General features: G+C 67.0%; 13 protein-coding genes. 7 read left to right on the top strand and 6 right to left on the bottom strand.

The features are described 5' to 3' along the window. The 3 genes from AC3A6G_RS10645 to AC3A6G_RS10635 form a co-directional block, all read left to right on the top strand. Window positions 1–576: ankyrin repeat domain-containing protein (locus tag AC3A6G_RS10645; protein ID WP_487873612.1), on the top strand; the 576-nt coding region annotated here is incomplete at its 5' end. Window positions 577–707: 131 nt separating this feature from the next. Beyond that, a complete protein-coding gene (locus tag AC3A6G_RS10640; RefSeq protein ID WP_487873611.1) occupies window positions 708–1,130 on the top strand; it encodes a secondary thiamine-phosphate synthase enzyme YjbQ in 423 nt (140 codons plus the stop codon). Window positions 1,131–1,173: 43 nt separating this feature from the next. Next, window positions 1,174–1,380 (top strand): dodecin, encoded by a 207-nt coding sequence (locus tag AC3A6G_RS10635; protein ID WP_487859112.1) that lies wholly within the window; start codon window positions 1,174–1,176, stop codon window positions 1,378–1,380. Between the two features lie 19 nt (window positions 1,381–1,399). On the opposite strand, the gene AC3A6G_RS10630 is transcribed toward AC3A6G_RS10635, so the two are convergent. The 6 genes from AC3A6G_RS10630 to AC3A6G_RS10605 all read right to left on the bottom strand — a co-directional run bounded on the left by AC3A6G_RS10630 (window position 1,400) and on the right by AC3A6G_RS10605 (window position 4,472). Then, window positions 1,400–1,864, bottom strand: a complete 465-nt coding sequence (locus tag AC3A6G_RS10630; protein ID WP_487873766.1) for a DoxX family protein — start codon at window positions 1,862–1,864, stop codon at window positions 1,400–1,402. Between the two features lie 35 nt (window positions 1,865–1,899). Beyond that, on the bottom strand, window positions 1,900–2,679 hold the full coding sequence (locus AC3A6G_RS10625) for an HvfC/BufC family peptide modification chaperone (protein WP_487873610.1): 780 nt from the start codon (window positions 2,677–2,679) through the stop codon (window positions 1,900–1,902). Then, the gene (gene bufB, locus AC3A6G_RS10620; protein WP_487859114.1) at window positions 2,676–3,524 is read right to left on the bottom strand and encodes an MNIO family bufferin maturase; all 849 of its coding nucleotides are present in this window, start codon (window positions 3,522–3,524) and stop codon (window positions 2,676–2,678) included. The genes AC3A6G_RS10625 and bufB overlap by 4 nt, the downstream gene beginning before the upstream one ends. Window positions 3,525–3,539: 15 nt before the next feature. Next, window positions 3,540–3,827: a BufA1 family periplasmic bufferin-type metallophore gene (locus tag AC3A6G_RS10615; RefSeq protein ID WP_487859115.1), complete on the bottom strand. Its 288-nt coding sequence runs from the start codon at window positions 3,825–3,827 to the stop codon at window positions 3,540–3,542. Between the two features lie 121 nt (window positions 3,828–3,948). Continuing rightward, complete coding sequence (locus tag AC3A6G_RS10610; protein WP_487859116.1) at window positions 3,949–4,200, bottom strand: hypothetical protein; 252 nt, start codon at window positions 4,198–4,200, stop codon at window positions 3,949–3,951. Beyond that, window positions 4,197–4,472, bottom strand: coding sequence for a hypothetical protein (locus AC3A6G_RS10605; RefSeq protein ID WP_487859117.1), 276 nt, complete (start codon window positions 4,470–4,472; stop codon window positions 4,197–4,199). Before AC3A6G_RS10605 ends, AC3A6G_RS10610 begins: the two co-directional genes overlap by 4 nt. A gap of 203 nt (window positions 4,473–4,675) precedes the next feature. Between AC3A6G_RS10605 and AC3A6G_RS10600 the strand changes: the two genes are divergently transcribed. The 4 genes from AC3A6G_RS10600 to AC3A6G_RS10585 are packed head-to-tail and all read left to right on the top strand — an operon-like array spanning window position 4,676 to window position 7,357. Further along, window positions 4,676–5,077: a type IV pilin protein gene (locus AC3A6G_RS10600; protein WP_487859118.1), complete on the top strand. Its 402-nt coding sequence runs from the start codon at window positions 4,676–4,678 to the stop codon at window positions 5,075–5,077. After that, window positions 5,071–5,664, top strand: a complete 594-nt coding sequence (locus AC3A6G_RS10595) for a pilus assembly protein (RefSeq protein ID WP_487859119.1) — start codon at window positions 5,071–5,073, stop codon at window positions 5,662–5,664. The genes AC3A6G_RS10600 and AC3A6G_RS10595 overlap by 7 nt, the downstream gene beginning before the upstream one ends. Beyond that, window positions 5,661–6,800 carry a PilW family protein gene (locus tag AC3A6G_RS10590; RefSeq protein WP_487859120.1) on the top strand — a complete coding sequence of 380 codons (1,140 nt, stop codon included), beginning with the start codon at window positions 5,661–5,663 and terminating at the stop codon, window positions 6,798–6,800. Before AC3A6G_RS10595 ends, AC3A6G_RS10590 begins: the two co-directional genes overlap by 4 nt. Beyond that, window positions 6,797–7,357 (top strand): pilus assembly PilX family protein, encoded by a 561-nt coding sequence (locus AC3A6G_RS10585; protein ID WP_487859121.1) that lies wholly within the window; start codon window positions 6,797–6,799, stop codon window positions 7,355–7,357. The genes AC3A6G_RS10590 and AC3A6G_RS10585 overlap by 4 nt, the downstream gene beginning before the upstream one ends. Window positions 7,358–7,390 lie beyond the last annotated feature (33 nt).

The raw sequence follows: 7,390 nt of genomic DNA, 5'->3' as shown, positions 1-7,390 counted from the left end.
CACAACGCAAGCGGCGTGCGCACGCTGCTGAACCGCGGATTCGACCCCAACACGCGCGACGAGCATGGCCAGACCGGCTTGCTCATCGCGCTGCGCGAGCCGTCGCCAAAGGTCATCCAGGTGCTGATCGAATCGCCGAAGACCGACGTCGACATCGCCAACCCCAAGGACGAGACGCCGCTGATGCTCGCCGCCATCAAGGGCCAGCAGGACGTGGTGGCCCAGTTGCTCAAGCGCGACGCCGCCGTCAACAAGACCGGCTGGACGCCGCTGCACTACGCCGCATCGAGCGGGCAACTGAGCATCATGAAGGTGCTGCTCGACAAGCACGCATTCATCGACGCGCAGTCGCCCAACGGCACCACGCCGCTCATGATGGCCGCGATGTACGGCTCGACGGAGGCGGTGAAGCTGCTGCTGGCCGAAGGTGCCGACACGGCAATGAAGAACCAGCTCGGCATGACGGCGGTCGATTTCGCGAACAAGGCCAGCCGTTCGGAAGCCGCGCAGCTGATCGAAGCGGCTGCCGGGGCAAAGAACGGCCCGAAGGCCATTCCGAAGGACGGCAAGTGGTGAGCCAGCCGGGGGGCACGCGGCGGGCCTGAAGGCGATCCGCCGGTCCGGTGCCGATCAGACCGTCCTCTAAGGGAACACAATGTGCATTATGTTAAATGAAAGATGCGCATCTGCCCGCAACAGGTTTTGCCATGCTTGACCAAAGGACCACCACCCTCACGTTCGATACGCCAGGACGCGGCCTTCTGGAGATCACCCCCGCGGTCGCTCGCTGGGTCGAACGCAGCGGCCTGCGCACCGGGCTCGTCACGCTGTTCGTCCGCCACACGTCGGCGAGCCTGCTGGTGCAGGAAAACGCGGCCCCCGAGGTCCAGGCCGATCTGGAGCGCTTCTTTGCGCGGCTCGTGCCCGATGGCGATGCGCTGTTCCGGCATCGCGACGAAGGCCCCGACGATATGCCGGCCCATGTGCGCTCGGCGTTGACGGCGGTCCAGCTCTCGATCCCGGTGGCCGATGGCCGCCTGGCGCTGGGCACCTGGCAAGGCATCTACCTCTGGGAACACCGCGCCCGGGCGCACCGGCGCGAGGTGGCCTTGCACCTGCTCGGTTCCTAGCGCAAGCTGGGGGCGTGCAATTTTTCCAACAAGGAGCAAGGCCATGTCGAACCACGTCTACAAGTCGCTCGAACTCACGGGCTCGTCGCCCCTCGGCATCGAGGATGCCGTGCAGACCGCCATCGCCAAGGCGCACGAGACGGTGCGCAACATCCAGTGGTTCAACGTGACCGAGACCCGCGGTCACGTGGTCGACGGCAAGGTCGCGCACTGGCAGGTCACGGTCAAGATCGGCTTCACGCTCGAGTAGCCGAGCCGGCCCCCCAGGGTCAGCGGATGCCGAGCGCCCGGTCGAGCGAAAGCCGGCCTGCCCCGCGTCCCACCAGCAAGAGCATCAGCGCGGCCCACGAAAGGTGTGTCGGCCAGGCGTCGGGATAAACGAAGAGCTGGATCACCAGCGTCATGCCCAGCAACGCCAGCGCCGACAGGCGCGTGAACAGCCCGAGCACCAGCAGCAACGGAAACAGGTGCTCCGCATAGGCCGCAAGGTGCGCGGCGATCTCGGGCGGAATCAGCGGCAGCTTGTATTCGGTGCTGAAGAGGTAATAGGCGCTGTCGCTCAGCGTGAGGAAGCCCTCGACCTTGGTGCGGCCCGACAGGAAGAAGATCGCGGCGACAGCCACGCGCGCGGCAAGCGCGAGCAGGTCGTGCGGCACCATGCGCGTGAGCAGATCGGCGGCCGCGTTCCAGCGTGCGAGCAGGCTGGCGCGGGGGCCGCGCTCCCCGTTCGGCATGGCGTGGGTGCGAAGGCGGCTGCTGTTGTTGTTGTTCATGAAGGTCTTCCCGTTGAAACGATGGAGGCCTGCGCACCAACGAAGGCGCCAGCGCGCAGCAGGATGCCGAAGGTGGCGGCCAGGTCGGCGCCAGGGTCGGCCAGCAGCGCTTCCTCGGCAGCGTCGGCCAGCCTCGCGCCTTCGGCGCAGGCGTCGAGGAACACGCAGCCGGCGCGCGGGATCTCCTGCCACTGGACGGTGTCGTGCGGCCGCGTGAGCAAGGCGCCCTCCCCTTGCCAATCCAGTTCCTCGTCGACTGGATCGTGCCGGCGATTGCGTTCCCAGATGCTGAAGATCGGCTGGTCCGGGAACCAGGCCCAGCGGGCCGCCGGGTGCGGCTCGAGCACCAGCGTGGCCAGATCGCGGCCGGCCACCCAGCCGGCATCGGCCACCGGCGCGTCCGTCGCGACGTGGGCTTCGCGCCAGAAGGCATCGAGCTGCGCCACGCCGGGCAAGTAGACGAGTTCGCCAGCCGGCTCGAACTGGCGCAGGAAATCGGCAAAACCATGGCCGTAGTGCAGCAGCCGGCCATCCTGCGGCGCTTCGACGGCCGCGTGGATGGCGGCCGCGGCGCGGAACCATTCCTCGCCGACGAGCCGAACCACCGCGGGAAAGTTGGCTTGCAGCGTGTCGATGCAGCCCTTCATGACGGTGTTGCGGTACACCGCGAAAGCCGGTTGCCCCGCCAGCGCCTGCATCTCGGGCGCAACGGCGCCGGGCTCGGCAAAGAGGGCCTGCGCAAAGGCTTGCTGGAAGTCGCCAAGGGTCGTGTTCATGCGATGGACTCCTGTAGGACTGTCTCGCGTGTGAGTTCTTCCGCCGCCTGCCCGCGTTCGGCCATCAACTCGCCGAAGCCCGGCAGGTTGCCGTCGCGCTCGACCAGCGTGGGCCGCGCACCCGCGCGCTCGATGAAGCGGCGGTAGAGCTGCCAGACTTCGGCCGCGACCGGCGCATCGTGCGAATCGATCAGCAAGGTTTCACCCAACGCCGGATCGGTGCTGTGGCCCGCCAGATGGACCTCGCTGACCAGCGCGTGCGGAAAGCGGTCGATCCACTCGTCGGCGGAGAAGCCGAGATTGCGCGCAGAGACGTAGACGTTGTTGATGTCGAGCAGCAGCGAGCAGCCGGTGCGCCGTGCCAGCTCGCGCAGGAAATCGATCTCGTCCCATTCATGCCCGTCGATGCGCAGATAGTGCGACGGGTTCTCCACTGCGATGGCGGTGCCGAGCGCATCCTGCGTGCGCGCGATGTTCGCGGCGATGCGCTTCAATGCGGCCGTGCTGCGCGGAAATGGCAGCAGGTCCGGAAAGTAGCAGCCGTTCCACGACGACCAGGCGAGGTGTTCGGAGATCAGCGCGGGCTCGATGCGACGGGCCAGTTCGACCAGGCGCTGCAGGTGGGCGGCATCAGGCTCGGCATCGCCCGCAAGCGAGAGCGAAACCCCGTGCAGCGACACCGGATGGTGGGCCCGGATCGCTTCGAGCCATCCGAGCCGGGGCCCGCCGGCCACCATGTAGTTCTCGGGATGCACCTCGAACCACAGGCCTTGGGCGCGTGCGCCGAGCGCTGGCTCGAAATGCTCCGGTTTCAGGCCGACTCCGGCCGTGAGAACGTTCGACATGGCGGCGGCCGCCGATCAGGACTTGATCGGTGCGAGCGAGCCCATGCCCTTCGGGGTCTTGATCGTGGTGCAGGTGCCGGTGGGCACGTTCTTCCAGGCATTGCCCTGGTAGTCGACCTTGGAGGTGCCTGCGCAGGTGGTGCCGGGGCCGGCGGCACAGTCGTTCTTGCCGGCGAGCGAGACGCCGTAGCACTTTTCCATCTTGGCCATCTTGTCGGCCATGGGTTTGTCTTGCGCCATGGCGGAGCTGGCGGTGAGCGCGCCCAGCGCGAGGGCGGTGATGGCGAGGGGACGGTGGATCATGGGTGTACTCCGAAGGGTGTTGAACTGAACAAGCAAACCACGCGAATTGCGCGGTCGCCAGTTAGTTCTCGACCCAGCTGGAGCGGGTTACACCCCTGTCGACCCCATCTGCATGACTAATTTAACGATTGTTTCCAGCATTGCCCTCGGCGTCGCTCTTTGCCTTGTCGTCCTGCGGCGCCTTCGGCAGCTTGACCTTGGTGACTGTCACCGAAACCGGGTCGCTGGCGGGGAAGGATTCCTCGACCCCGCTGTCGAGCGCGTCTTCGCTCGGCTCCTCCTGCACCGGCGTGGATGGCTGGGGCGGCGGCTTGCCGTGATTTTCGGAGGTGGGGAAAGGAAAGGCGTTGCCCGATGTCTTTTTCGATGTCATGTGCGCTCCTGCTCAGGGTTTGGCGGCTCCCGATTGGTTTCGGATCTGAAGTTCTCGCGCAATCCGTAGGCTGCGGAGCCTTCGTGGCGGGCGGCCTCCGCGTTTCGGCGCTTCTGCTGCATGCGCTCCGGCGGCGTCGGTGCCGTGTCCTCTTCGCCCGCGGCCGAGGAACTGCTCGCGAACTTCTCGCCTGCGCCGATGTTGTCCACGCCACCGCTGGTGGTGGGACGGGTTCCGTCGCCTGAACCCATGCTGCCGGGTGTTCTGTTCATGTCGTCTGGCTCCTGCTCATCGAAGAGCGTCGGTCGTAGATGAATGAATCGATTCTGGTGACGCCCCAGCGACCCGACGTAGGACGGCGCCAGCGTCCATCGGTCGGAAGCATCCCCGCCCTGCAACACTCGGCCTGCAAACGGTTGTAATGTGATAAATTCACATTGCTAACAATATGAAACACAATGGCACGCTGAACGTAATGACAAAGAATTCATTTGTGCAGCATCGCGGCTTCACGCTCATCGAAGTGATGATCACGGTCGTCATCGTGGCGATCCTGGCCGCGGTCGCGCTGCCCAGCTACACCCGCTATGTGATGCGCGCCAAACGGACGGCTGCGCAGGCGGAGATGATGGACATCGCCAACCGACAGCAGCAGTTCCTGATGGCCAACCGCAGCTATGCGAACAAGGTCACCCTCGCGGCCAGCGGCTACACCCTGCCACCGGAGGTCGCGGCCAACTACGGCTACACGATCACGCTGCCGAGCGGCCTGGTTCCGGGCTACGTACTGACCTTCACACCCACCGGCACCCAGGAACCCGACGGCGACCTCACCCTCGACAACCAGGGCGTGAAGACGCCGGCCGACAAATGGTGACTCGGCATTCGTCGTCGGCGGCGCCCGCACGGGCGCAGCGCGGCACCTCGCTGATCGAGGTGCTTGTCACGCTCCTGATCGTCGCCTTCGGCCTGTTCGGCCTTGTCGGGCTGCAGGCGCGGCTGCAGTCGACCGAGATGGAGTCGTACCAGCGCTCGCAGGCGCTGATCCTGCTCAACGACATGGCCAGCCGCATCGCCATCAACCGCCGCATGGCCGCGAGCTATGTCACGGGCGAGCCGCTCGGCGCGGGCGATGCCTGCCCGACCGCCACCGGCACGCGCCAGCAGGTCGATGCCATGGAATGGTGCAACGCGCTGCAGGGCGCGGCCGAGACCTCGGGCGACACGCGGCTTGGCGCGATGATCGGCGGACGCGGCTGCGTCGAGGACCTGGGCAACAACGAATACCTGGTCACCGTCGCCTGGCAGGGTCTGGTGCCCATTTCTGCACCGCCCGAGGGCGTGGCCTGCGGCAAGGACCAGTACGACGTGGCGCCCACCACCGCCATGCCCTCGCCCGCCTGCTCGGCCGACCGGTGCCGGCGCACGGTGACGACGCTGGTGCGCATCGGAGCGCTGTCATGACGCAGGCGCGCGGCGCCCGGCGCTGGCACCAACACGGCCTGACGCTGGTCGAGCTGATGGTGGCGCTCGCCATCATGCTGGTGGTGCTGGCCGCGCTGATCGCGCTGTTCCTCAACGTGAGCAGCACGCAGCGCGAGATGGTCAAGGTCAACCGGCAGATCGAAGGCGGGCGGCTCAGCGTGTTCGTGCTCGAGAACGAGGTCGCGCATGCGGGCTTCTGGGAAAACTACATGCCCCAGTTCGACGACCTGACGGTCAGCGGCGTGCCCCAGAAGGTGCCGACCGGGACGGCGCCCGACCCCTGCCTGCCCTACACGGCCGCGAACTGGACCGACGATTTCAAGCGCAGCCTGCTCGACATCCCGGTGCAAGCCTACGACGCAGTGCCGGCCGGCTGTGCCGGGCTGCTGACGAACAAGAAGGCGGGCACCGACGTGTTGGTGGTGCGCCATGCCGAGCCGTGCGTCGCGGGCACGGCCGGCTGCGAGGCGGATACGGACGGCAAGCTGTATTTCCAGTCGTCTTTCTGCGGCACGCAGAAGCCGTCGGACTTCGATCTCGCGACGGCCGGCTTCGCCACCATGGCATTGAAGGACTGCACGACGCCAGCGCCCAAGCGCCGGTTCGTGGCCGACATCTACTACGTGCGCGATCACGCCGAAACGGTGGGCGACGGCATCCCGACGCTGGCGCGCTCGCGCTTCGACTTGACGCCGACCGGCCTCGCGCAGCAGGCGCCGGTGCCGCTGATCGAGGGCATCGAGGGCTTTCGCGTCGAACTGGGCCTGGACACGCTCGGCAAGACCGGTGCGGTCGTCGACTACACCACGGCCATCGCCTGGGCCGACCCGGCCAACCATTCCATGCCGACCAACCGCGGCGACGGTAGCCCCGACGGCAATTTCATCCACTGCAGCACGGCCGCGCCCTGCACCGCCGACCAGTTGATCAACGTGGTGTCGCTCAAGCTCTACGTGGTGGCGCGCAGCCTCGAGACCTCGCCCGGCCATACCGACACGCGCACCTACAACCTTGGAGCAGCCACGCTCGGGCCGTTCAACGACCGCTACAAGCGCCACGCGTTCACCACGGCAGTGCGCCTGGTCAACGTCACCGGCCGCAGGGAAACGCCGTGACGCCAGTGCCGCCCTCCTCTCTCGCCGGTCAGCGCGGCGCCGCGCTCATCGTCGGGCTGATCATGCTGGTGCTGATCACGCTGGCGGTCACGGCCGGCTTCACGCTCAGCAACACCAACCTCAAGTCGGTGGGCAACATGCAGAACCGCAATGAAGCGGTCGCGGCTGCAAATCGCGCGATCGAGGAGGTCGCGAGTTCGCTGCTGCTGCCGGGCGCCGACGGGTCGCCCTCGCTCGCGACCCCGCAGGAAACGGTGAGCCGCGTCGACATCGACAACGACGGCACGGTCGACTACACGGTGCAGGTGGCGGCACCCACCTGCGTGCGCGCAACCCGATCGACCGAGACCGGTGGCGGCGGGCTCGGCATCGGCGGCATCGGCGGCGGCGGATCGACCGCCGGCGCCGGGCTCGACGCCTTGCCCGAGCAATACAACACGGTCTGGGACATCAGCACCTCGGTGGCGCACGCGGCCAGCGGCACCACCACTGCTGTGCGCCAGGGCGTGCGGGTGCTGCTGAGCAAGGAACAGTTCCAGGCGCTGTGCGCCTCCTGAAGATCGCGACGACGACGAAGAAGAACGGATCGG

The organism is Variovorax sp. Soil_C_26 (assembly GCF_057657075.1).
The sequence above is the reverse complement of the archived record's forward strand: the minus strand, read 5'-3'. Positions and strand labels throughout refer to the sequence as shown.

Excerpts from the sequence above, each read along its gene's own strand:
- AC3A6G_RS10610 (WP_487859116.1), bottom strand. The coding sequence starts at position 4,200 with ATGACATCGAAAAAGACATCGGGCAACGCCTTTCCTTTCCCCACCTCC.
- AC3A6G_RS10625 (WP_487873610.1), bottom strand. The coding sequence starts at position 2,679 with ATGAACACGACCCTTGGCGACTTCCAGCAAGCCTTTGCGCAGGCCCTC.
- bufB (WP_487859114.1), bottom strand. The coding sequence starts at position 3,524 with ATGTCGAACGTTCTCACGGCCGGAGTCGGCCTGAAACCGGAGCATTTC.
- AC3A6G_RS10640 (WP_487873611.1), top strand. The coding sequence starts at position 708 with ATGCTTGACCAAAGGACCACCACCCTCACGTTCGATACGCCAGGACGC.
- AC3A6G_RS10595 (WP_487859119.1), top strand. The coding sequence starts at position 5,071 with ATGGTGACTCGGCATTCGTCGTCGGCGGCGCCCGCACGGGCGCAGCGC.
- AC3A6G_RS10590 (WP_487859120.1), top strand. The coding sequence starts at position 5,661 with ATGACGCAGGCGCGCGGCGCCCGGCGCTGGCACCAACACGGCCTGACG.
- AC3A6G_RS10615 (WP_487859115.1), bottom strand. The coding sequence starts at position 3,827 with ATGATCCACCGTCCCCTCGCCATCACCGCCCTCGCGCTGGGCGCGCTC.
- AC3A6G_RS10635 (WP_487859112.1), top strand. The coding sequence starts at position 1,174 with ATGTCGAACCACGTCTACAAGTCGCTCGAACTCACGGGCTCGTCGCCC.
- AC3A6G_RS10600 (WP_487859118.1), top strand. The coding sequence starts at position 4,676 with ATGACAAAGAATTCATTTGTGCAGCATCGCGGCTTCACGCTCATCGAA.
- AC3A6G_RS10605 (WP_487859117.1), bottom strand. The coding sequence starts at position 4,472 with ATGAACAGAACACCCGGCAGCATGGGTTCAGGCGACGGAACCCGTCCC.
- AC3A6G_RS10630 (WP_487873766.1), bottom strand. The coding sequence starts at position 1,864 with ATGCCGAACGGGGAGCGCGGCCCCCGCGCCAGCCTGCTCGCACGCTGG.